The organism is Kastovskya adunca, assembly GCF_059505785.1.
On the sequence record NZ_JCACLG010000023.1, the window covers coordinates 41,456 to 63,791 of the forward strand.

Annotated in this window: 20 protein-coding genes and 1 pseudogene; 8 read left to right on the plus strand and 13 right to left on the minus strand. The window is 48.1% G+C overall.

The window, feature by feature from the left end; genetic code table 11:
• The first annotated feature begins 32 nt into the window (after positions 1-32).
• On the plus strand, positions 33-1,412 hold the full coding sequence (locus tag AC5JR3_RS08600; RefSeq protein ID WP_495844957.1) for an aldehyde dehydrogenase: 1,380 nt from the start codon (positions 33-35) through the stop codon (positions 1,410-1,412).
• 35 nt (positions 1,413-1,447) lie between these two features.
• On the opposite strand, the gene AC5JR3_RS08605 is transcribed toward AC5JR3_RS08600, so the two are convergent.
• The 3 genes from AC5JR3_RS08605 to AC5JR3_RS08615 form a co-directional block, all read right to left on the minus strand.
• Positions 1,448-2,044, minus strand: coding sequence for a sulfite oxidase-like oxidoreductase (locus tag AC5JR3_RS08605; RefSeq protein WP_495844959.1), 597 nt, complete (start codon positions 2,042-2,044; stop codon positions 1,448-1,450).
• Between the two features lie 248 nt (positions 2,045-2,292).
• On the minus strand, positions 2,293-2,469 hold the full coding sequence (gene rpmF / locus AC5JR3_RS08610; RefSeq protein WP_495844961.1) for a 50S ribosomal protein L32: 177 nt from the start codon (positions 2,467-2,469) through the stop codon (positions 2,293-2,295).
• A gap of 66 nt (positions 2,470-2,535) precedes the next feature.
• On the minus strand, positions 2,536-3,585 hold the full coding sequence (locus AC5JR3_RS08615) for a hypothetical protein (protein WP_495844963.1): 1,050 nt from the start codon (positions 3,583-3,585) through the stop codon (positions 2,536-2,538).
• Positions 3,586-3,819: 234 nt separating this feature from the next.
• Between AC5JR3_RS08615 and AC5JR3_RS08620 the strand changes: the two genes are divergently transcribed.
• On the plus strand, positions 3,820-5,691 hold the full coding sequence (locus AC5JR3_RS08620; protein WP_495844965.1) for a caspase family protein: 1,872 nt from the start codon (positions 3,820-3,822) through the stop codon (positions 5,689-5,691).
• A 124-nt stretch (positions 5,692-5,815) separates the two neighbouring features.
• On the opposite strand, the gene AC5JR3_RS08625 is transcribed toward AC5JR3_RS08620, so the two are convergent.
• The 3 genes from AC5JR3_RS08625 to AC5JR3_RS08635 form a co-directional block, all read right to left on the minus strand.
• Positions 5,816-9,142 carry a GAF domain-containing sensor histidine kinase gene (locus AC5JR3_RS08625; RefSeq protein WP_495844967.1) on the minus strand — a complete coding sequence of 1,109 codons (3,327 nt, stop codon included), beginning with the start codon at positions 9,140-9,142 and terminating at the stop codon, positions 5,816-5,818.
• Between the two features lie 408 nt (positions 9,143-9,550).
• A complete protein-coding gene (gene ybiA / locus AC5JR3_RS08630) occupies positions 9,551-10,009 on the minus strand; it encodes a riboflavin biosynthesis intermediates N-glycosidase (RefSeq protein ID WP_495844969.1) in 459 nt (152 codons plus the stop codon).
• A 175-nt stretch (positions 10,010-10,184) separates the two neighbouring features.
• Positions 10,185-11,315, minus strand: coding sequence for a geranylgeranyl reductase family protein (locus tag AC5JR3_RS08635; protein WP_495844971.1), 1,131 nt, complete (start codon positions 11,313-11,315; stop codon positions 10,185-10,187).
• A gap of 420 nt (positions 11,316-11,735) precedes the next feature.
• On the opposite strand from AC5JR3_RS08635, the gene AC5JR3_RS08640 reads away from it, so the two are divergent.
• A complete protein-coding gene (locus AC5JR3_RS08640) occupies positions 11,736-11,912 on the plus strand; it encodes a family 2 glycosyl transferase (RefSeq protein WP_495844973.1) in 177 nt (58 codons plus the stop codon).
• A 209-nt stretch (positions 11,913-12,121) separates the two neighbouring features.
• On the opposite strand, the gene frr is transcribed toward AC5JR3_RS08640, so the two are convergent.
• The 4 genes from frr to speB form a co-directional block, all read right to left on the minus strand.
• Complete coding sequence (gene frr, locus AC5JR3_RS08645) at positions 12,122-12,670, minus strand: ribosome recycling factor (RefSeq protein ID WP_495844975.1); 549 nt, start codon at positions 12,668-12,670, stop codon at positions 12,122-12,124.
• On the minus strand, positions 12,657-13,385 hold the full coding sequence (gene pyrH, locus AC5JR3_RS08650) for a UMP kinase (RefSeq protein ID WP_495844977.1): 729 nt from the start codon (positions 13,383-13,385) through the stop codon (positions 12,657-12,659). The genes frr and pyrH overlap by 14 nt, the downstream gene beginning before the upstream one ends.
• A gap of 193 nt (positions 13,386-13,578) precedes the next feature.
• Positions 13,579-14,133 (minus strand): thioredoxin family protein, encoded by a 555-nt coding sequence (locus AC5JR3_RS08655; protein ID WP_495844979.1) that lies wholly within the window; start codon positions 14,131-14,133, stop codon positions 13,579-13,581.
• Between the two features lie 97 nt (positions 14,134-14,230).
• Positions 14,231-15,136 (minus strand): agmatinase, encoded by a 906-nt coding sequence (gene speB / locus AC5JR3_RS08660; protein WP_495844994.1) that lies wholly within the window; start codon positions 15,134-15,136, stop codon positions 14,231-14,233.
• Between the two features lie 462 nt (positions 15,137-15,598).
• On the opposite strand from speB, the gene AC5JR3_RS08665 reads away from it, so the two are divergent.
• Positions 15,599-16,531: an alpha/beta fold hydrolase gene (locus AC5JR3_RS08665; protein ID WP_495844981.1), complete on the plus strand. Its 933-nt coding sequence runs from the start codon at positions 15,599-15,601 to the stop codon at positions 16,529-16,531.
• 74 nt (positions 16,532-16,605) lie between these two features.
• Here the strand turns inward: AC5JR3_RS08665 and AC5JR3_RS08670 are convergent, their stop codons facing one another.
• On the minus strand, positions 16,606-18,051 hold the full coding sequence (locus AC5JR3_RS08670; RefSeq protein ID WP_495844983.1) for an LCP family protein: 1,446 nt from the start codon (positions 18,049-18,051) through the stop codon (positions 16,606-16,608).
• Positions 18,052-18,286: 235 nt separating this feature from the next.
• A complete protein-coding gene (locus tag AC5JR3_RS08675; protein ID WP_495844985.1) occupies positions 18,287-18,664 on the minus strand; it encodes a hypothetical protein in 378 nt (125 codons plus the stop codon).
• 312 nt (positions 18,665-18,976) lie between these two features.
• Here AC5JR3_RS08675 and AC5JR3_RS08680 point away from each other — a divergent pair, with 312 nt between their 5' ends.
• The 4 genes from AC5JR3_RS08680 to AC5JR3_RS08695 all read left to right on the plus strand — a co-directional run bounded on the left by AC5JR3_RS08680 (position 18,977) and on the right by AC5JR3_RS08695 (position 22,167).
• A complete protein-coding gene (locus AC5JR3_RS08680; RefSeq protein WP_495844987.1) occupies positions 18,977-19,186 on the plus strand; it encodes a hypothetical protein in 210 nt (69 codons plus the stop codon).
• Positions 19,187-19,238: 52 nt separating this feature from the next.
• Positions 19,239-20,030, plus strand: a complete 792-nt coding sequence (locus AC5JR3_RS08685; RefSeq protein ID WP_495844990.1) for a dienelactone hydrolase family protein — start codon at positions 19,239-19,241, stop codon at positions 20,028-20,030.
• A gap of 351 nt (positions 20,031-20,381) precedes the next feature.
• Positions 20,382-21,107: an S-layer homology domain-containing protein gene (locus tag AC5JR3_RS08690; RefSeq protein WP_495844991.1), complete on the plus strand. Its 726-nt coding sequence runs from the start codon at positions 20,382-20,384 to the stop codon at positions 21,105-21,107.
• Positions 21,108-21,342: 235 nt separating this feature from the next.
• Positions 21,343-22,167 (plus strand): SDR family oxidoreductase, encoded by an 825-nt coding sequence (locus AC5JR3_RS08695; protein ID WP_495844996.1) that lies wholly within the window; start codon positions 21,343-21,345, stop codon positions 22,165-22,167.
• A gap of 80 nt (positions 22,168-22,247) precedes the next feature.
• On the opposite strand, the pseudogene AC5JR3_RS08700 reads toward AC5JR3_RS08695, so the two are convergent.
• Positions 22,248-22,336: pseudogene (locus AC5JR3_RS08700) on the minus strand (photosystem II protein D); the annotation flags it as partial.

Sequence of the window (22,336 nt, forward strand, 5' to 3'; positions counted from 1 at the left end):
AGGGGACAAAAGCCAGAAAAAGAAATAGGTATATGCTTACGTCCCCTGATGTTGCGTCTGGGATTGCGGAACAACGTCAATTTTTTGCCACGGGCAAAACAAAAGATCTTTCGTTTCGGATCGAACAGCTAAAACGTTTACAACAAGCTATTCAAGAGAATGAGCTGATAATTCACCAAGCGTTGCAGGCAGACCTTAACAAGCCTAGATTTGAGAGCTATGCCTCAGAAGTCTTGGTGTGCTTAGAAGAGATTAAGTACGCCCTCAAACATATCAAGTCTTGGGTAAAGCCTCAGAAGGTTACGCCCTCACTAGCACAATTTCCCGCCTCCCTCAAAGTGTATGCGGAACCTTTGGGGGTAGTTCTGATTATCGGGCCTTGGAACTACCCGTTTCAGCTGATCATCGCGCCCTTAGTGGGAGCGATCGCTGCCGGAAATTGTGCGGTAATGAAACCTTCAGAAATTGCTCCCCATACCTCCAAACTGGTAGCCAAGCTGATTACACAATACTTTGACCCTACCTTCATTACGGTGGTAGAAGGGAGTAAAGAAGTTAGCCAGCAACTATTAGAAGAGAAATTTGACCATATCTTTTTCACTGGCGGCACAGAAATTGGAAAAATTGTCATGCAGGCGGCTGGCAAACAACTGACTCCGGTGACTTTAGAACTGGGGGGGAAAAGTCCGTGCATTGTTGATGCGGATACTCCCTTGGAACTTACAGCCCGACGAATTGCCTGGGGGAAGTTTATGAATGCGGGTCAAACTTGCATTGCACCGGACTATCTTTTAGTCGATAAACGCATTAAAGCCCCACTTTTAGAGGAAATTAAGCGCAATATCCATGATTTTTATGGCGATGATCCAGCTACCAGTCCTGATTATGGTCGGATTGTTAGCGATCGCCATTTTCAGAGGCTGGATGGATTGCTAGATGCTGGCAAAATTATCATTGGCGGTCAAACTAACCGGGGCGATCGCTACATTGCTCCTACCGTCGTTGATGAGGTGAGTTGGGAAGACACCGTCATGCAGGAGGAGATTTTTGGGCCAATTCTGCCAGTACTAGAGTATAGCGATTTGCCAGAGGCGATCGCTCAAGTCAATGCTCAACCTAAACCCCTAGCTCTTTATTTCTTCTCCAACAATCAGCAGCGTCAACAGCAAGTCCTTCAGGAAACCACATCAGGCGGTGCTTGTATCAACGACACCATTTCTCACATTGTTTCCCCTAACCTTCCGTTTGGTGGCGTAGGTGCAAGCGGTATCGGGCGCTATCGCGGCAAGGCAAGTTTCGACACCTTCTCCTATCAAAGAAGTGTACTCAACAAACCATTTTGGCTAGATTTGCCAATCAGATATGCGCCCTATCAGGGTAAGCTCAAGTGGCTCAAGCGATTGATAAGATAACCTATAGCCCCAGGATTCGACACTATAGGAGAATTTTAAGAACTGTAGCGTTCCTCTGCCCAAGGCTCACCGCGACGGTGGTAGCCGTTACGCTCCCAGAATCCTAGCTCTTCATGACTCAGGAATTCTAGCCCGTTGATCCACTTAGCGCTTTTCCAGGCATAAAGGTGAGGAATAACTAAGCGCAACGGGCCCCCATGTTCTGGGGGTAGAGGTTCGCCAAACAAGGTGTAAGCAAAGAAGTTTTCGTCCCGTACCAAGTCATCTATCGTGACATTTGTGGTGTAGCCGCCATAGCAATGTTCCATAACGTGAGTGGCATTGGGATCGACTTCAATTTGGTTCATGAAGTCAGTCACTTTAATCCCCGTCCAATGCACGTCCAACTTAGACCAGCGCGTTACACAGTGAAAATCTTTAGTGAATGATTGCTGAGGTAGTGCTACGAAGTCTGACCAGCTAAAGGTTTTTTCTTTTACCAGACCCCACACCCGAAAGTTCCAATCGTCTGTGGTGATTTGGGGAGTTTGCCCGTAGGTTAGTACTGGAAAACCTTTGGCAAGGAATTGACCTGGAGGAACGCGAGAATCGCCCTCTGAAGGTTCAGGTTTACGGAAAAATTTCCCTATCATGATTCCATTAGAAATAGAACTTTAGCGTACTTAATCAAAGCGTAGTGCAAGATTCTGCCCGCAGGCAGAATCTGTCTTGAAAGTACGAAGTTCTGAGTCCTGAGGGAGGATCAGCTTTCATGCAAATGTAGCCAACCGCAAGGCTGGTGCATTAGTGAAGGAAAGCTTATGGAAGTCTTGCACTACACTTTAGCTGATCAAACAGCAGTTCCAATCCTAGACCAAAAAGGACAGTCGAGGTGGGGTTCTTATGCTTCTTCGTCTTCTTCTTCCTCGTCAGTGGGATAGACAAAACTAGAACGTCCGCTCAGAACTGCCTTGCCCAAGGAGAGGGCTTTTTGGGCTTCTAGAGTAGCTTTGCGCTTCCAAGTTGCTCGGCGTTTGTCGCGTTTGGAGTTTGATGTTTTCTTCTTAGGAACAGCCATTATCGTTGGGTCTAGATCTTTACAGCCTTCCCATTTTAAGCGGTTGAGCCATTAGTTGGCATAGGTTTACTGCTGAGTATTCGTATTTGTCCTTGCGGGTTGAGTAGTGGGTGCCGTTGTTGGCGGTCGGTTTATAGGGGTTGTAGAGCGGGGGACAGTCGTATTTGTCCTTGCGGGTTGAGTAGTGGGTGCCGTTGTTGGCGATCGGTTTATAGGGGTTGTAGAGTCGGGTACGGTTGATTCCGGTACTGTAGAGCGGGGTACGGTTGATTCCGGTACTGTAGAGCGGGGGACAGTTGATTCTGGGGTATTGGTTCCTGGTGTTGTGGGAGTGGTTGTAGGCAGGTTTCTAGGTTGAGGAGTTCCTTGTGGGGTTTGGGTAGCACCAGGTGCCGCCGGAGCAGTGGGCTGAGGGACTGCTCCGGGTTGAGCCTCTGGGGGAGTTTGAATCTGAGTCGGTGTACCCGGAATCTGGATGATTGTTGGGGCGGGAGGTGGTGGGGCAGCTCCTGGTGCGGCTCCTGGGACGGCTCCTGGGACGGCTCCTGGGACGGCTCCTGGTGCGGCTCCTGGGAAGGTTCCTGGTGCGGCTCCTGGGAAAGCTCCTGGGACGGGAGCCTGGGGTGGTGCGGGAGCGGCTTCTTGGGCTGGAGTGGTGATGGGGTCTGCAAATTGCAGCAATGCTTGAGCATTGGGGAAGTAAGTTATCCAGATCTGCGGATCGGGACGAACTCTCCAGTTTTGACGGGTGACTTCTAAAGAGAGAATGGGTGCGATCGCGCCTTCATTTTGCGCCAAGATTGTCACCGCCACATCGGTTACCAAAATGTCCCCATCAAAGGTACGTTGCGCCGCCGCTCTTGCCACTGCCTCAGCACGTCGCAGTAAGCTTTCGTAACTTTCGTCAAGCTGACGCCTCAGAGCAATATCTACACGGCCCGTGTAAGCTTGAGCCACTTGGGGAGCAACAACGGCTTGCACTAACCAGTTCCCCGCTGTCAATCCCAAAATTGCCATTAAACCCATCGGTGCTAGGCGTTTTCTAGCTATTGATTGCAGCGCAAACGCCGAGTTTGTTGAGAAAAGCTGAAAGTTGTTAGAAAAAGACTTATACATAAATGCTACTCGCTCCCTAACCATCGCCTTAAGTTAAGACCTTTGGCATAGGTTTTTTTATAGGATAATGCCCTTGCTGAGACATTTCATCTCTAGCATGACGGAGAATAGTTCTAAGGGGTAGACTGAATTTTTGAGATGGGGATTGGGGATTAGGGATTAGCCATCAACGATCAACCCGGAATCACTAAAGACGAACATGGACAAATCATCAACTGTCGGGGCAGAGAAGACATGGCAAATCACGCTTGTATTGCAATTGGGATTAATCGCTATCAGTACTTACAGCCTTTAAGTTTTGCTAGTGCTGATGCCCAATCGTTACAGCAATTTTGGACAACGGAAGCAAACTTACCTGCCGAGCGCTGTTTGCTCCTCACCGATGCCTCGCCCCTGCTGAATCAACGTTTGACTTATCCTAGTCGCAGCCAGATTTTAGAGTGGCTGGAGGTGGGGATTCAGGACGTGCTGACGACCAGCGATCGCTTGTTATTCTTTTTTAGCGGCTACGGTGTTAGCAGCGGAACCGAAGACTATTTGCTGCCGATTGATGGCAACCCTAACGATCTGCCGGGAACGGGAATCTCTGTGCGATCGCTATTGGAATTATTGCGAAAGCGCGGCACTGACAAAATTCTCGTGCTTCTGGACATGAATCGCGCGGCGGGGAGTCGAGTGGGCGCACCCGTGGGGGAAAATACTGCTCAACTCGCCCGCGAAATGGGCATTGCGACGATATTGTCAAGTGAAATCGACCAGTTTTCCCATGAATCAGCTGCCTTGGGGAATGGTTTATTTACTACGACGCTTTTAGAAGCCCTACGCTACTATCACCCCAACACGACATTAGAAAATTTAGAGCAGTACTTAGGTGCTCGCCTACCGGAGTTGAGCGAACACCACTGGCGACCCCCACAGGTGCCAGTGAGCGTCATTTCTGCTACGGCTAGACGCGAGCTGATTTTTCCCACTGCTGACACCTCAAACAACACCAGAAACAATCATGCTGTTCCGGCGGGGATGGCGATGGGAACGATGTTGGCAGCCGAAGATTTCACCGAAGAAACCTCTCGCAATGGCACCACTGTATCGCCTGTTTCCCCCAGGGAAATGTCAGCCAAAAGACGCCTAGAGGAGTCTAGACCACCCAGTACAGGGGAAAACCATCCAAACAAACCAGCGGCTTTAGTTGCCACTCCTAAACGATCAGATGACTCCTTAGGCCCGTGGTGGAAACAACTGCTGCTTTGGGGAGGTGGGGCGATACTCCTATCCGCGCTGATGATTGCGGCAGTCATTATCCGTAACCGGGATGCTTTTATCGTCGGGCAAGATCCTGCTGTCGTCGTCCCTATTGCCCCAGCACCTACCCCTCAAACTACCGTTCCTAACGATCCCGCCCCAGCGCCTGTACAGGAAATTCCTGCGTCTCCAGTCGCCCCAGCTAGCCCGATAGCACAATCGCCAGCGCCAGCCGCCGTCCCTACTTCTCCCCCTTCTCCCCCTCTCCCAGCCAATCAAGCGGTGTTGAACAAAGCGAAAACTCTTATTCAATCCAATCAAGCTTCTGGGTTTAGTCAAGCGATCGCGACCGCACAAAACGTCCGTTCAGGCGATCCGCTGTACGAGCAAGCACAGCAAGATATCCTGCGTTGGAGTCGGGTGATTTTAGATATAGCAGAGGGACGGGCAGCAAAAGGAAATTTTGGCGGGGCGATCGCTGCGGCGCAGCTAGTCCCGACCAATAGCCCAGCGGTTTACAATCAGGCACAACAGGCGATCGCGCAATGGAAGCCCATTGCCAAGCAACAACAAAACAACGCCATTATTCAAGAGGCGAAAAAGCAAATTCAACCCAGCCAAGCCTCGTCTTACAACCGTGCTATTACAACCCTGCGGAAAATTGCCCCAGGTCAACCCGGAGCCGCAGAAGCCCGTCAGCTAATAACACAGTGGAGTCAAAATATTTATTTAATTGCTAACTCGCGAGCCGCACGCCGTCAGTTTGCTCAAGCGGTACAAACCGCCGCCCTCGTCCCCTCAGATTCCCCCTCCTACAGCGCCGCCCAAAAAGCGATCGCTCGGTGGAAGCAAGGACAGAGGTGAAGGATGTATACCCTACCAGAGGCTTCGCTGACTAGCGCTGCTCTCTCGTAGCCCAGGATGAAATTAATAGAAGATTGTCTCAGGGCTAATATTAATTGAGTTTTTTCCTCCAGACCCAAAATAACTATTGGCTAAACTGCTTCATGGGAATTTCGATCCAAAACTTTGTGCCTTTTCCCTGTTGAGAGGTGCACTTGAAAACGCCGCCGTGTTTCTCTACCACGATTTGGTAACTGATTGAAAGACCTAACCCCGTTCCTTTACCCATCGGCTTTGTCGTAAAGAAGGGGTCAAAGATTTGACTTTGCATCCCTTGAGTCATTCCAGGGCCATTGTCAGCAATTTCAATGGCAACGCGGGAGTTATTTAGCAGTAAAGTCCGAATCCAGATGGTTGGTTTTTTGTCCGTTGCTGTTTCACTAGCCGTTGACGAGGAACAACTGCCGAATGACTCCTCAAGAGCATCAATAGCATTACTAATCACATTCATAAACACTTGATTGAGCTGACTGGCGTAGCACTCAATTTTCGGCAAATTGCTGTACTCTTTAATCAATTCAATGCCAAAATTCTCAGGCTTAGCTTTCAGGCGATGTTGCAAAATCAGCAAGGTACTGTCTAACCCTTCGTGAATATCGACGGGCTTTGTTTCCGCTTGATCGAGGCGTGAGAAATTCCGCAAAGACAGCACTAGCTGACGGATACGATCTACCCCCATCTCCATTGAGCCGAGGATTTTTGGTAAATCTTCTTCCAAAAAATCCAGGTCAATTTCCTCTGAGCGATCGAGAACCTCTGGTGTCGGGTTGGGATAATGCTCTTGATAAAGATTCAACAGCTCAAGCAAGTCTCTGGTGTATTGAGCGGCGTGGGAAAGATTGCCGTAAATGAAGTTAACGGGGTTGTTGATTTCGTGGGCAATTCCGGCAACGAGTTGCCCCAAACTGGACATTTTTTCAGTTTGAATGAGCTGACTTTGAGTTTGCTTCAAGTCTTGAAGGGCGCGAGTTAGCTTTTCGGTTTGTTGCCGAGTTTGGGTCAATAGTTCTGCTTGCTGGAGGGCAACGCCGAGTTGAGTGGCAATCTGAGAAACAAATTCAATTTCCGAGGCGTTCCACTGTCGCGGTGCAGTGCATTGGTGGAGGCAGAGTAGTCCCCACAGTTCCTCGCCTTTGAGTAAGGGTAATACGAGGTTTGCTCTCACTTGAAATTGCGCCAGCATCTCCAGGTAACACTCGCTTAAGCCCGCATCGTAGATGTCGGATATAACATGTATCCGCCCTTGCTGGTATTGCGAGGCATACTGACTGCTAAAGCAAAATTCATTAACTTTTGTTGCTAAGGCGAAGGGAAAGCCAGGGACAACATCCTCTGAGATAATTTCTCCTACGGAGTAGTTAGATCCAGACTCGAAGCGAAAGACGCCGACGCGATCGCATCCCAACAATTTCCGAATTTCCCGGGCAGTGGTTTGAAAGATGGTTTCAACGTCCAAAGATTCTCGGATTTTTGATACCACGCGAAACAAAGCTTTCTGTTGTTCGGCAGCGATGCTTAACTGAGTCGCTTTTTCCATCGCTTGGTTAGCAGAGATGCGGCTTTGTTCGTAGAGTTCCGCTTGCTGAATTGCCATCGCTGCTTGGTCGCCTAGCTGCTGGAGCAAATCGAGTTCAGACTGTTTCCATTCCCTAGGAGCCTTACACTCATGGGCAACGAGTAGCCCCCATAATTTCCCGCCGATCCGGATCGGTACAACCAAGTTAGCTTGCACCTGAATACTCTGCAAAAACTCCTGATGACAAGGCGTTAAATCTGCTAGTTTCGCACTACCAATCGCCCGCATTCTTCCCTGGTTATAAAGCTGGGCATACTCTTCGGGAAAGCAGTCCTCAGGCCCTCTAAATCCTAAAACTGAATTGCATTCGCCGCTCTTTTCTTCAACAATCACCTCACCCCACCAACCGCAATCGAACTGGTAAACGATCGCCCGATCGGTGTTGAGCAACCCTCTGACTTCCCGCACGATCGCTTGCAGGGTGGCTTTTAAGTCCAGCGTGCTGCGGATTTGGTCGGTGACTTGCTTGAGCACTTTGGCACGTTCTAGGGACTGTTGCAATTCAACCGTTTGCTCTTGTACTTTTTGCTCTAAGCTGCTGTTTAATCCCTGCACCTGGTAATACAGTTCGTGCTGCTGAATTGCCATCGAGAACTGCTGCCCTAAGGAGTGGGCAAGTTCGAGGTCTTCACGCGTCCACTCTTGGGCTTGTCCGCGTTTTAACTCTCGCCATGCCTCAAAGGATTGCCGAGGTTGCATTTGACGCCGATCGGATTCAAAGTGTCCCGCCCACAAGGTTTCCGTATCAATTTCGTCGCGGAAGATGCTCAGGTACCCCAGAAACTGCTGGCGATACTGGAGGGGAACGACAAGAATGCCGCGAATTTGAGTAGGCTCAAAGGCTAGTGCAAGGTCTTGAAGTTGTTGATGTTGGTAAAGGTCAGTTACTACCCGCGGGCGATCGCTATTCAACTTCTTCGGTGATGTTCCATTGAACGTTTCCCCAATGATGTAGTCCTGCCACAGGGGATGTTGTTCTAGACACTCGCCGTCGGAGAGTGTGGGTTGTACGCCGTAGGTAAATACTTTATAAAATTGGGCTGGATTTTCTCTAGATTTGCCAGAGAGCATATACATTCTGCCACCCACCCCTTGAAGAGCGCTCACTGTTTCCTCAAGCGCTTGTTGCAGCTCAATGGTTGGCAGCGTATGCAGCAGTGTAGAGACGCGATTGATTGTTGCTTCATGGGCGGCTTGTTTCCGGGCTTGAGTCAAAAGGGCAGACTGGGCGATCGCAATTGACACTTGATCGGCAACAAACTGAACGACTTGCACCTCGCGTTCGGAAATGTGTCGCGCTTGGGCATGGTGAGATACAAGTAGCCCCCAGAGTACCGGGACTTTATGTTGAGTCTGGAGGTTGTGATGGAGAATGGGCACCACCAGCGAAGACTGCACGCCCATTGCCTTGAGATATTCCACATGGCAAGGGTCTACTGGGCGGTAGTAGATGTCTTCAGTGGCAAGCTGTGCCCCTGTTTCTGGGCAATCTAGAGGACTCAAACCAATCAACCCAGAAGATACATCAACTATTGAGCGTTGGCGAGCTGTGAGGAATAACTCGCGAGCATGGGGAGGAATGTCATCGGCGGGAAAGTTCAAGCCATACAGGGAGGGCAAACGCCTGTTATCAACCGATTCCGCAATCACTTCTCCGCTTTCATCCGCATGAAACCGATAAACCATCACGCGATCGCTGCCTAAAAACGAACGAATTTCTGCAACAGTCGCTGCCAAAATCTCTGGTAATTCTAGAGACTGACGAATTTGGTTGGCGATCCGGTGCAATAAATCTTCCCGATGGTGTAGTGACTCCAACTCTCGAATACTCTCCATGAAATACCTTCTTTTTATAAAGGTGTATCAATATCTTCATATACTTGCATTTTCTAGCTTCAACTGGAATTGCGGCATGAGTGAAACTATGGAAGTTTACAAAAATTTATATTTATAAATTCCGTAAAATTAAGCGCTCTAAAATTGCTTAGGGATTTTAGTCGAATCAATTGTAAAGTTAGTAGCAGCTACTAGATCTTATTTAAAGAGTTTGTAAAAATTTCAATGCCCCCGCTTTTTCTCTATATCCGTCGTTCCCTGTTGGGATTTCCTTAAACAAAGCAGGGAATATCAGGGAAAACTAATGTAACTGCAATTAGTGTAACTACATTGTTGAAAAGTCGCCTCTGATAAAAAAAATTGTTGAATTAGAACCTGGATTTATGCTGGTTTGGGCAGAAACAAAAGCTACTTTTTTACTAACTGTTGACGAATTTCTTCGCGAACAGCCATGAGAATTTTTCCCAAATGGTTTTGCCCTGTTTTATCCTGACCGCATCCCCAGTAGTAATCAGTTGGGGAGTCTTCCACCAATAATTGCTCTTTGGTAGACAGCAGAATCCTTTGAATATCAGTGTGGATGAGAAATTTGGTGAGTACACCTTTCCACATCACCGAGATTTTTACCTCCTCCCAATCCGGACGTAACTTGAGAGTGCGATCGCGTCCTAATTCCGCTGCATCCATTGGCGTTGGAGCCTGGGAAATCACTTCAATCAAAGCGGCATTTTCTGTCCCAACAAATTTTTGTGCCTGATAGTAATGTTCTACTGTCTGCCAGTCTAACCCTTCTATATGAATTGGATGGGGAGAAAAATTGGAAAAACATCCATAGGGCGCATCGGCTTTGTAAAAGTAAATAGTCATGTTGAAAAAGAGGATTGGCGATGTACTCCTCATAGGAAACTGGTATTAGTGTAGTTTGTGCAACCACGAGCCAAACTATAGGGCACTTTTTCCCAGTCTCTTGGCAGTAAATAAAAAAGCCTGCAAACTGATGCAGGCATAGCAAAAATGAAACTAGGAATTAGAGAGTAATTACTTATCCTCGACCCGGTATGAGGCTACCACTGAGGCGTTTGATCGCGTGTCCTGCAACATCAGAGTAACGCAATTCGCCACATAGCACTTTCCCCATGCGCTCAGTTGCCGAGGGGCGCTTGATACCCACACGATAACCTACACCCGGAACACGGTAAAAGACACCAGACAAACGCTGTGCCCACACTAAGTCGGTACCCCATTCTTCGCTAATGACTTGAGTGTATTTTTCCAAGGCATCGCGATCGCCTCCCAAGGCTTGAGAAATCGCCTCTGATGCTTTGAGTCCGCTGAACATCGAGGGACGAATTCCTTCTGCTGTAAACGGATCGACAATACAAGCGGCTTCTCCCGCTAAGACGGCATTTTGCGTATGTAGTTTTTGATCGCCATCCCACAAGCACAAGGGATGACCGTACTGCTTGCTCATTTTGAGATCGATGCCAAACATTTGACCATACTCAGCCAGCAGTTTTTTCAAATCTTGGGCTTCGCCGCCTCGGAAGGTACCAATACCCAAGGAGTAGCCATCGGCTTTCGGGAAGTTCCAAATATAGCCGTTTTTAACGAGTCCAAAGTCAAAGTGAATTGTGGGATCGACAGGGGAGCTTGCAGGTGATTCCGCTTCTAAGGCTCCTGCAAGTCGGCGCTTGCGTTCTTTAAAGCCCAGCCACTTTGCCATCGGTCCTTTAGCACCATCAGCCGCAATCAGGTAGCGCCCTTCTACCGGGCCATTGGCGGTATTGACTTGCCAGCGATCGCTCTTAAACTCAATTCCTGTCACTTCAGTGTTGTCTTTGAGTTCTGCTCCCTGCTTCTGGGCTTGCTGGATGAGGAAGTGGTCGAATACATCCCGCCGTACCATCCATATGGGTTCGAGGGTATTTAATTTTGCTTCCACCGGATCGCCCATTTTCCAGGTGTAGCGCAAGGTGTTTGTTTTTAAAGAAACAGCCGGAGTCAAGTCAAAATCAAACCAAGCTTGCACTGCCGGGGATACACCACCACCGCAGGGTTTGTATCGGGGCAATGCTTCTTTTTCCAAAACTAAGACGGAATGTCCACGCTTGGCTAGGTGATAAGCAGCGGTTCCGCCTGCTGGGCCAGCACCAACAATAATGCAATCAAACATTTTGCTTTTGTTATTCTCCTCAATCCACAAATTTATTTGGGTACAGTGCTACGAGAAAGGTTTAAAGAATGACTAATGTCTTGAATCGTAGTCTTAAAATAACGCCTACTGGCTATTGGTGAGATTCCCCTGGAGAGGGAAAAACCAATCGGCTTGGAAGTTCCAACATCTTGACATAAAAAAATGAGCACTGATTGATAGGGTTTTGCTAGCTAGCAACGCAATTATCCGTATTTTCCCGGTAGCGAGGATGAGTCTTATTTTATAGTTCGCTAAACGTTGCTACAGCAGTCATTATCTAAGTTCATTATTTACACGGAGTACAAAACTTGTGAGTAAATTTTAGGATTGTTCATGAAAGCTTCATAAATTTACGGCGATTGAATTTTGTACTTTAACTTAATTTAGGAGAGCAAAATCATGATATGGGAAGTACGCATCCAATACGCCAATGGCAAAGAACGCATTTTACGAGCCTGTAAAAATCGAGAAACGGCTTTGCGGTATGTGGATGCCATGTACTCCCACGGTTACCCAATGCACCTAGCTTATGTTGTTTGCCCTGTTCCTGAACAACCAGCGTTTCAGCTTGCTTAAAAATAGACTGGAATTACGAACTAATCGCTTCCAGTCTGGGAGTTAATCTTAATTAATTTACTGTGTAATTTGAGGCTTATTCCGCTGAAGGATAAACAGCGATCGCTCCTCTGAGTCCTCAGCACTGACTTACTGTTAAGTATCAATGATTGACTCTAAAACGAGTAAGGCAACTCGTTTTCAAGGTAAGTCAGCTAATGCCGAAAACTCTAAACCGTCGTAATATCCTTTTCCTTTTCAGCTAAGAGTTCGTCAACTCTAGACGTGTACTTGTCGGTCAACTTTTGGACTTCATCTTGCAAATCTCGCGATTCATCCTGAGAGATTTCGCTATTTTTTTCGTCTTTGCGAATTGAGTCAACAGCGTCTCTACGGATGTTGCGAATTGAGATCCGCCCTTCTTCCGCTAGTTTGCCTGCCATCTTCACAAATTCTTTACGGCGATCGCTTGTCAGTGGCGGCACATTTAACCGAATCATTTGACCGTCATTGTTTGGGGTCAAACCAATATCTGACAGGGAAATCGCTTTTTCAATCAGATTGAGACTACCCTTGTCAAAGGGTTGAATCGTAATCGTACTAGCATCCGGTGTATTAATGGTTGCTAAGGATTTCAAGCCCGTTGGCGTGCCGTAGTATTCCACCATCACCCGGTCGAGCAGGCTAGTATTGGCCCGTCCGGTACGAATAGTATTAAAAGCGCGCTGAGTTGCCTCAATCGCTTTTTGCATCGTGCTTTCTACTTCAGATAACTTCACAAAAACCTCCCACTACTGTGCCGACAGATTCTCCCATAACGGCTTTGTGAATATTACCGCGAACCGCTAGGTCAAAGACCATAATTGGAATGTTGTTCTCTTTACAAAGTGCGATCGCGGTGCTGTCCATCACGCGGAGATCGTGGGTGAGAACATGCCCATAGGTCAGGCTCTGATAGCGATGAGCATTAGGATTCTGATGAGGATCGCTATCATAAATACCATCAACTTTCGTCGCCTTGAAAATCACATTGGCGTCGATTTCTGCCGCGCGTAAGGCAGCGGTTGTATCCGTAGTGAAGAAGGGATTGCCCGAACCCGCTCCAAAAATAACCACTCGTCCCTTTTCCAGATGACGAATGGCTCGTCGGCGAATGTAGGGTTCTGCTATTTCCTGCATTGCGATCGCTGTTTGCACACGCGTCGGAATGTTGATTTGCTCAAGAGCGTCTTGCAAAGTCATCGCGTTCATCACCGTAGCAATCATGCCGACATAGTCTGCTGTTGCTCGATCCATCCCCGCCGCTGATGCTTTGAGTCCTCGAAAGATATTGCCGCCTCCGACAACAATTGCCAGTTGCACGCCAGTGCTCACCACGTCTGCTACTTCCGCCGCGATTTCTTGAACGATGGCTGGATCAATGCCGTAGCCCAGGTCGCCCATTAAGGCTTCACCGCTCAACTTTAGTAAAACCCGTCGGTATGTAATCCCCATGCCACGACTCTTTTTTTGCTCAGATTATCTCCCCCATAACATAGCAGGAGACGGCTTTTCTGTCTCTACTTAAAAAGGGATTAAGCAACTCCGCAGTCCGAAGCCAGGATTTGTCAGTTGTTCATCGTTCCTGGTTCACAGCGAATCACCCTCCCAATTACTACTTTTATCCTTCATACTTCATACTTCATATCTACCTTCGCCACTGAATCGGGCTACCGATTGCTTCAGTAGAGGTGGGTTTAACTTCTTGGTTGTTGAGCAACGCCGCGATCGCATTTCGGAAATATGGCACCTCTACCGCCTCAGGATGCATCGGATTGTCGTCAATCTGACCGCTGTAGCGCAGCGTTCCCGCCTGGTCGATGAGGAAGGCTTCTGGCGTTTTTCCCGCCCCGAAGCTGCGAGCAACATCCTGAGTCGGGTCCCAGAGATAGGGAAAATTTAGCGACACTTGCTGAGCAAATAGTTTCATTTCCTCAAAGCCTTCTTCTGGCTCTTGCTGAGCATCGTTGGCATTAATACCAATCAATGTACAGTCCTGGAAGCGAAACTCCGATTGCAATTCTCTCAATCGCTGAATGTAGGAGCGTACGTAAGAGCAGTGATTGCAGATAAAAATGACGCCGACAGCACGAAAGGTTTCTAAGTAACGGGAAAGGTGGTGTACTTGCTTATCAATTCCCGGCAGTTCAAAATCTGGTGCATAATTGCCAACCGGGGTACCAGTCTTTTCCATGAGGCTCATTGGCTGACCTTATTACTTACAACTGTACTTTTCTACAAAGGCAAATTACTAAATGTCGTCTCTGGGTTTGGCAAAACCCGTAGTTTTACTGTTGACATTACCAGCCTTGAGCCAATCCTTGATACCCCATCAACTTATACACCAGTTTTGCTGCTGTGAACTGAGAAACTACTGAGTCAACCAAGGGGGCGAGTTCCATAACATCACAGCCAATAACTTGATGGTTTTCAAAGACTCGCCCCAAGAAAGCGGTGAGGGCGTACCAATTTAAACCGCCGGGTTCTGGTGTACCGACGCCTGGAATCAAGCTAGGGTCAATGCCATCTAAGTCAATGGTAATAAAAACACGCTTTGTGGAAATCGCCGCGATCGCTCTTTCGATCCAGTTTGGTTCAACGGCAATTTCCCGCGCCCAAATTACCGATAATTGCTTTTCTTTGATTAAGTCAGCCTCTTCTTTACAGACACTACGGATGCCAATTTGTAGTGTTGGCACTCCCATACTGACAAGGCGGCGCATCACACAGGCGTGATTGTGGATTGAGCCTTCGTACTCGTGGCGCAAATCCCCGTGAGCGTCAATTTGAATGACGGTAAACGGTTCTGAGGAGGCTTGCTGATAGGCTTGGACGATTCCTGAAGTGATGCTGTGTTCGCCACCCAACGCGATCACAAATTTGCCATCTTGGATCAGCTTGGATACCGTGTCGCTGGTGACTTGCAGCATCTCTTCAGAAGAGACGGATTGAGCGCGGGTATCAGCGATCGCTGGATGGGTATAAATCTGTGCGCCCCAGCAAATTTCCTGGTCTAATTCATCGTCGTAGTACTCTAGCTGCTCCGATGCTTCCAAAAGAGCGGCAGGGCCATTCTCACAGCCTTTACGGTATGTTGTTGTTGCCTCGTAAGGAATTGGCAAGATAACCGCCCGTGATGCCTCGTAGGGCACCTGAGTTGCCGACCCATGAAAGGGCAAGTCAGTCGTGTTAATCAGTGTTTGCACCACAGCAGAAACTCTCAAAGAAATTGCCAAACATTGTCACATCTCTCAATCGTCATGACAAGCAAGTTTTCTTGCTGTCAGCCATCAAGACTAAGCGATCGCTTGAAACTTGACGCCCTTTTGCCTAACAGCGTCAAGAGTGGTTAGCCCCTAAAGCGAATTTTTCTCTAGGTATTCATTACATAGCCCCTAAAATTGGGCTTGCACTTGCATAATGCCCTAAATGAGCAGTTTTGTGATTCCAGGCGATCGCTTCCTTTTATATATTTTACGAAAACTGCAAGTAACTTTGCCAAAAGAACATAAAGGCTCTGTGGGAGAGATGTTCTTCTCCCGGTCTTTATTACATAATGTAAAGATAATATTAACCGATTGCTTTTCCTTTAGAGACGTGCTGCTGTCGCACCATACTCCGCAAAGGCGATCGCAGAACTTTAGCTTCACACGCGTGTACCTGAATCCATGACCTCCACTCCGTTGACCAGCACCAACATCGAAACAAAAACCTGGACTTGGAAAGGCTTCCCCATCACCTATCAAACTGTTGGAAAGGAAGGGCCAGCAGTAGTGATGGTGCATGGTTTTGGAGCCTCTTTAGGACATTGGCGCAAAAACTTACCTGTACTCGGAGAAATCTGTCGCTGCTATACCATCGACTTGATTGGATTCGGCAAAAGCGCCAAGCCATCTCCTGGCAAAGAAATCAACTATACCTTTGAAACCTGGGGACAACAGCTTGCTGACTTTTGCCACGAAGTTATCGGTACTCCTGCCTTCCTCATCGGCAACTCCATTGGCTGTATTGTTGCCATGCAAGCCGCTGTAGATTATCCAGACATTGCCTTAGAGGTCGCTCTCCTCAACTGTTCCTTGCGGCTGCTGCATGACCGCAAACGCGCTGGACTCCCCTGGCATCGTCGCGTCGGTGCCCCACTTGTGCAAAAACTGCTCAGCATCAAATGGGTTGGGCAACTATTTTTTAGTCAGCTTGCCAAGCCAAAGGTAGTCCGTAAAATCCTGCTGCAAGCGTACAAAAATCCAGAAGCGGTCAACGATGAACTCGTTGATTTACTCATGGCACCCGCCGCTGATATCGGTGCCGTCGATGTCTTCATCGCCTTTACTCGCTATTCCCAAGGGCCACTACCCGAAGACCTCCTGCCGATTTTACCCTGCCCTGCGATCCTGCTCTGGGGAACTGAAGACCCCTGGGAACCCGTAGAACTGGGGAGAGAATTGGCAAACTTCCCCACAGTAGAGAAGTTTATCCCCTTAGAAGGCTTAGGTCATTGCCCTCAAGATGAAGCACCAGAAATCGTTAATCCGATCTTGCGAGACTGGATTTTGCAAGCAGACTCGCAGCCGAGAGATTCCTTTTTTGAGGGAGACGTGTGATCCGGTTTCCCCCTTCTTGATGCTCCTAAATCGGAGTAAGCTGGACGTGTTCCAGCCTCGCTTTTTAAGGGAAGCTAAAAATTAACAAGCCCTCTTGCAGAGCGGCTCTTTTGTAGCCAGTCCCGTCCCAACTGAATTGTAATATCTGAATTTAGATTACCAGTACTCTCGACTCGCACCTCTCCAAATCCCATCGTCGCCCGTAGAGCAGCAGCGCTACCGTCATCTCCTTGTTGGGCAACAATACGAGTAACCCGTAACGGTTCTCTCCATGACTCATACATATAGACATTGCGATAGCCAGCTTCTCTTAGGGAGGTAATTAAAGCTTCAACAGCTTCTGGCTCTCCGGTGCTATCTTGAATTGCCACATTGAGATAAGCAGGGTCAGCCTCCAAGGCGTCACCATAACCCTGGTCGAAGTGAGTTGCCATCATTTCTCGAATCCGACGGCGATTGGGTAGCCAGTAACTGATCTCCTTTGGCCCAGAATCACTAAAGCGACCGGGTACCATTAACATTTGAGCATTCGAGCGTTCTGTCTGAACGGCAAAACCAACTAGGGCAACTAGCTCCTCAACGCTTAAGTTGGTATCAATGTGGGATTGAATCACTGAGAGGATTTTTGGCATTCGTGCCAGAGTTGTGGGATTGAGTGCCTGCTCCATCAGTGCCCGCATCAATGTTTGCTGCCTCTGCACCCGACCAACGTCACCAAACTTGTCGTAGCGGAAGCGCAAAAATTGCATGGCTTGCTCGCCATTGAGGTGTTGTTTGCCTTCTTTTAAATTGATGTACAAGTGCTGGGATTCGTCGCGATATTTCATGTCCTTGGGAACATAAACGGTAACGCCTCCCAAGGCATCAATCAACTTTTCAACCCCTTGAACATTCACGCGGATGTAGCGGTCAATGCCAACGCCTTCTAGCAGTTCGCTTGTGGCTTTTGCGGTTAATGCTGGCCCTCCATTGGCATTGGCGGCATTGATTTTTGTCACGCCGTAGCCTTCTACATAGGTACGAGTATCGCGAGGAATGGAGAGAAGGTTTAATTTCTTGGCTTCTGGGTCAAACCGTAGCAAGAGCATGGTATCGGAAAGACCTTCAAAGGAGTTGACCAAGGCGTGATAGCCCAAGTTCTCCTCTGGGGAAGTATTCAGGTCAGAGGTTAAAACTTTAACGCCCAAAAATAAGATATTGACGGGTCGAGTTAGTTCCGGTAGCCGCAAGCTGCTCCGGGAAATCTTTTCGTTGCCCCCAAATACGGCTTCTTCATCGGGGCTTAGTGAGCTTTGCAGCAAAGGCGTACTAGATAGCGATACCGCTAAGAGGGCACCTGCTGTTGCTGAAAGCATCGACACTCCGGTAAAACCTAACCATAGCCAAAGCCAACGCCCCTTATGAGCTTTGCGAACTGGCTTTTTCCCCACCGGGGAAGCATTTCTTTCTGGCTTTTTCCCCACGGGGTAAGCATTTCTTTGCCCCGGCTGGGGTCTTGCATAAGTTTTTCGAGCTGGCACTGAACTTCCTCACACACATGCAAAAAGTTGAAATTTCTTCTGAAAAACTGTGCCTGCGCTCTCATGGCTTGCTTCTGAGGTAGCGCACTTAGTGTTTGACAAGAACACTCATAGCAGTTTTTCAGACCGTTTGTTATGAAATCAGGCAAATTAGTTATTAGTTTATAGTTCGTAGCTCTTGAATCTACGAACTATAAACATCATCCCCTGCCAATCGCAATTTGCCAGTCCTTAGTCAAGATAGGTGTTTACGTACGACATTCTCGGCAATACGACTGAACCAGGGAAGACGGGGTGGCTGGCGTTGCCATAGGCGCAGCATTAATCCAATACAGACTAAAAAATAACCAGATGTTAGCAGACTATTGATAAACAATAAGCGCAGCATCAAAAACTCTGAAGTCTGATGGGCTGCCCCCGATAAGAGGAGGTACCCTAGTAGCCAACTGAGAGCTAGTGTCACTGACAAGCGGCTGACGCTTTGTTGCTGCCGTGTCCCTTGACGACGATATAGTGTCCAGAGTGCGGGAAAAAAACCGACAATGGGAACAAGATACAAAATTTGCTGTAAGCGATTAAGGTCTTCGTTTTCTAGCGAGTCCAGATCTTTCATAGGTGATTAATTAGGAATTGTCAATTAGAAAAAGTTGAACAATTATCGACGGCGGCAATGTTGATGATGATAATTGCCAGGGTATAGGTATTGAACTAAGGATTTTTGGGTGGGTGCAAAGTTGCCAAAGGTTTAATGGCAGGTGAGGAAGAGCGACCTCATTAGGCTAATGCTAATGTATTTTTATTTAAGACTCAGCACCAATAATAGTTAAACTCAAGTCGAGTAAGCTTTGCTACTTCATGACTCTGATTGTGTGAAACATCACTTCAGTTGTTTGGGGGTCTACTGGGGAATTTTTTGTTAATTGCTATGGACAGTCAGGCAGGCTTTATTTTTAAGGTCTTACTTATTTCAGTGGCTGTGTCGCTGCTGATTAAATACGGGGGGCCCAGATTAGCATTTTTGTCTACAACGGTGAATCCTTTAGTCTGGGTGTTGCTGCCAACGGTGATTTTGGCGATCGCCTTATTGTGGCGGGCTTGGAGATCTCGTCAACGCTATAAGACACCTGGAGCGTAGTAGTGTTCTTTGAAGGATTGTGACAAACTATTAAAAACTCTTAATGCTTCCTATGAAACACCCATTTTCCATTCTGCTAGCGCCCCTTCTTGCCTTGAGTTGGTCAGTGGCTGCGTTGGCTGAGGTACGAACTAAAGTCATTGAATACAAAGACGGAAATACGGTGCTCGAAGGCTTTCTTGCCTACGATGATGACTTTGAGGGAAAGCGTCCTGGCGTTCTGGTGGTTCATGAATGGACAGGGCTAGGTTCTTATGTGAAAGAACGAGCCAAACAATTGGCAGAACTTGGCTATGTCGCTTTTGCTGCCGATATTTATGGTAAAGGTGTTCGACCGCAGAACCAGGAAGAAGCGGCGAAACAAGCGAGTATTTACCGCTCAGATCGGGAGTTGATGCGCGATCGCGCTCTGGCTGGATTAAATGTCCTCCAACAACACCAACTGACAGACTCTCAACGTCTGGCTGCCATTGGTTACTGTTTTGGCGGTGGTGTGGTACTCGAGCTAGCGCGGAGTGGTGCCCCTGTAGATGGTGTAGTCAGCTTCCACGGCAACCTCGATACTCCTAACCTCGCAGATGCAGAAAATATCAAAGGTCAGGTACTAGTTTTGCACGGTGCCGATGACCCCTTAGTGCCAGAAGAACAACTGCATAACTTCCAGCAGGAAATGCGGTTGGCTGATGTGGACTGGCAGTTAGTGATGTATGGCGGTGCGGTACACGGCTTTACTAACCCTGATGCGGGGAATGATCCATCTCAGGGAGTGGCTTATGATGCCGATGCTGATCGACGCTCTTGGGCGGCGATGAATCGGTTTTTTAATGAAATTTTTCAGCAGTAACGGTTGTCAGACTGACGCGGTAAATGGGCTGTGCAGGGGTTGGGTATGCCAAACCCCTACGGAAAACCAAAGCGATCGCTCATCAACAGCGTAACTTTTAGGGTGATTGAGTTTGAAGTCGGTTGTCTGGCAAACCGTTAGTTTTTGGCACTAAAATCTAGCGATGGTTTTGCCCTGCTGCTCTAGATATTCCTCCAGATGGGCGAAGCCACTTCTGGGAGACAAAAGCGACAACTGTATTAGGATCGCTGTTTATCCAGAAATGCGTAAGGCTCACTTAGGGAACTCGTGGAGGCGATCGCTATCTATATAAACTAACTTCACCGATGTAACCAGGAGTGTAGACAATTTATGCGCCAATATATCAGCCTGATGCCGTTGTTGTTACTGCTACCCAGTCTGCCTGTTTTTGCTCAGCCTCAAGCCTCATCTGAGCCAACAAAGCTGGTAGTTGACGCCAGTCAGTCTGAAGCACCGTCTACTCCAATTGAGGAGGTTGTGGCGGCTAAATTGATGAGTCCTTACCCAGACGGGAATTTTCGCCCCGAACAAATTCTCAGTCGGGCAGAGCTGGCTACGATTTTAGTCAAAGCGTTTAATTTAGAACAGCGCACGCCAACACAACAAACAGCGATCGCACTTCAAGATGTCCCTCCCTCTCACTGGGCTTATAAGGATATCCAGTTGGCTCTCAAAAATAACATCATGACTGGTTATCGCGAAGGGCGCTTTTTTCCCAACCAAAGGGTGTCACGGGCAGAAGCCTTCTCCATCTTTGCTCAAGCTTACGGTGTGTTTCAGTTCCCTGAAGATAGCGTCACTGAACTGCTATCGCGTTATCCCGATGCCGACCAAATTCCCGCCTGGGCAAGAAAATCTATCGTCACTGCACTGTATGAGGATTTTGTCAATATCGATCCAGCAACCAATCAAATTAACCCCTTAGAGCCAATGACTCGCGGGGACATGGCTTACGCTTTGAGCAAATATCTGGAACGGCAGCAAACAACCGCACCGATTGTCTGGGATGCCGTACCCGTTGTACCGGGCGAAGCAAGTAATTCAGCACCTAATTAGTAGTTCAGGACTTACGCAGACCAAAAGATCTTCCCAATCCCTTTCATACTTCATCCTTCATCCTTCAGACTTCCTTCCGCTCCTCCTAAAGTTGGTAGGCTAGTAGCAGTGTTAATGGTGCAGTTGTGGAAAATACCGAGTTACTGAATGTAATTGCCGGAGTGTTGGCAATAGGTATCTTTATTGGTGGCTTGCTAATGATGTTCACAACCTTTTGGACGACCAAGAAGAACAAATGAATGTGGCGATTATCGGTTGTGGCTATGTAGGGACAGCGATCGCCCGTTACTGGCATCAAGAGCAAGGTTTATTTGTTACCGCAACAACAACGACTCCTGAACGGGTATCGGAGTTGGAGGCGATCGCTCAACGCGTCATTGTTATAAAAGGCAACGATGCTGAAAAATTGCCGTCTGTTGTTGAGAATCAGGAGGTTATCCTGCTCAGCGTAGGAGCGGCTAATACCAATGTCTATAAAGAAACCTACCTAGACACCGCAAAGACCTTAGCGGAGGTATTGCAGCAGGCTCCTACTGTGCGACAACTCATTTATACAGGAAGCTATGGGGTTTATGGCGATCGCGGCGGCGAAACTGTAGATGAAGACTCACCTATAGCACCTGCAAGCCCTACTGGTGAGATTTTGGCGCAAACTGAGCAGGTGTTGTTAGGGTGTGCAAGTGACAGGCTCAAGGTTTGTATTCTCCGTCTTGGAGGAATTTATGGTCCTAGGAGGGAGCTAGCCAAGATTTTTAGTCGCGTTGCGGGGACAACGATAGCAGGAGATGGTTCTGATGCGACAAACTGGATTCACTTGGACGATATTGTCTCAGCAATAGACTTTGCTCGCACTCAGCAGTTGCAGGGAATCTACAACCTGGTGAACGAGGTGTCGCTGACGCGCCGAGAGTTATTGGATCAGGTGTGCGATCGCCACAATCTCCCCCAAGTCTCCTGGAATCCTGCGGAACAACAACTCCGCCCCTACAACGCCCGTGTATCTCCGCAAAAGATAAAAGCAGCAGGCTATAAGTTTATCCACCCGCAGATTACAGAATAAAATCCTCTGCTTTAATAACCCCACAAAAAAGCGCCCCCCAAAGGAGAGCGCTTCTTTATTTGAGAGCTAAGAGCTAAATCTTAACCCTGGATAGCGGGAGCTGTTAAAGCCACGGGAGTCGCCTCACCACTAGCCAAGTCTAGAGGGAAGTTGTGAGCATTACGCTCGT